Below are 877 nucleotides of genomic sequence, written 5' to 3' on the forward strand. Positions count from 1 at the left end.
CACCTCCTTATACGAAGATATTCACGATAAGTGTCCACACAGATTGATTAGGTTTAGAAAAGTAAAGAGATGAAGAACTCCCAAGTTCTTCGAAGTTTGTTTCTACTTTTAAAGTAGAGATAAATTGCAGTGTCCCGTTCGTCTAGAGGCCTAGGACACCGCCCTTTCACGGCGGTAACAGGGGTTCGACTCCCCTACGGGATACCACTTCCTTCAAGAAGTAAAAAGGGTCGTTAGCTCAGTTGGTAGAGCAGTTGACTTTTAATCAATTGGTCGCAGGTTCGAATCCTGCACGACCCACCATTTCCTCCCAAGGAAATAAAATTTGGGGCGATTAGCTCAGTTGGGAGAGCACCTGCCTTACAAGCAGGGGGTCACTGGTTCGAGCCCGGTATCGCCCACCATTTCCTCCCAAGGAAATAAAAATATGGGGCTATAGCTCAGCTGGGAGAGCGCCTGCCTTGCACGCAGGAGGTCTGCGGTTCGATCCCGCATAGCTCCACCATTCTTTCTCCATGAAGGAATCAAAACTATCATGGGCGATTAGCTCAGTTGGGAGAGCACCTGCCTTACAAGCAGGGGGTCACTGGTTCGAGCCCGGTATCGCCCACCATCTTTAAGCACACTTTTCTTAGTAATAGAAAACTGAGTGTATTTAAAAATGGTTTTGAAAGTTTAATGCTTTAAAAACTCTTGCTCTTTAACAATTTGGAAAGCTGACTGATTGATTTACTTACGAGTAATTCAATCAAATTTAAAAGTTCTCAATGTTTATCTGCTCTTAGTTAATAAGAACGGTATAAACACAACAAACACATTCAAGTGTCTTGTATTCGATTCAAACTTGTTTGAATCACAATTGAGTCCGGCAAACAGT

General features: G+C 43.6%; 5 tRNA genes. All 5 read left to right on the top strand.

Annotated features, from left to right (window positions below):
• Positions 1-131: 131 nt before the first annotated feature.
• Positions 132-207 (top strand) — tRNA-Glu (locus AB4482_RS22730).
• A 20-nt stretch (positions 208-227) separates the two neighbouring features.
• Positions 228-303, top strand: a tRNA-Lys gene (locus tag AB4482_RS22735).
• Between the two features lie 25 nt (positions 304-328).
• A tRNA-Val gene (locus AB4482_RS22740) sits at positions 329-404 on the top strand.
• A gap of 25 nt (positions 405-429) precedes the next feature.
• Positions 430-505: transfer RNA gene (locus AB4482_RS22745), tRNA-Ala, on the top strand.
• 32 nt (positions 506-537) lie between these two features.
• Positions 538-613 (top strand) — tRNA-Val (locus AB4482_RS22750).
• Positions 614-877 lie beyond the last annotated feature (264 nt).

The organism is Vibrio sp. 10N.222.55.C7 (genome assembly GCF_041473335.1).
Lineage (GTDB): Bacteria > Pseudomonadota > Gammaproteobacteria > Enterobacterales > Vibrionaceae > Vibrio > Vibrio crassostreae_C.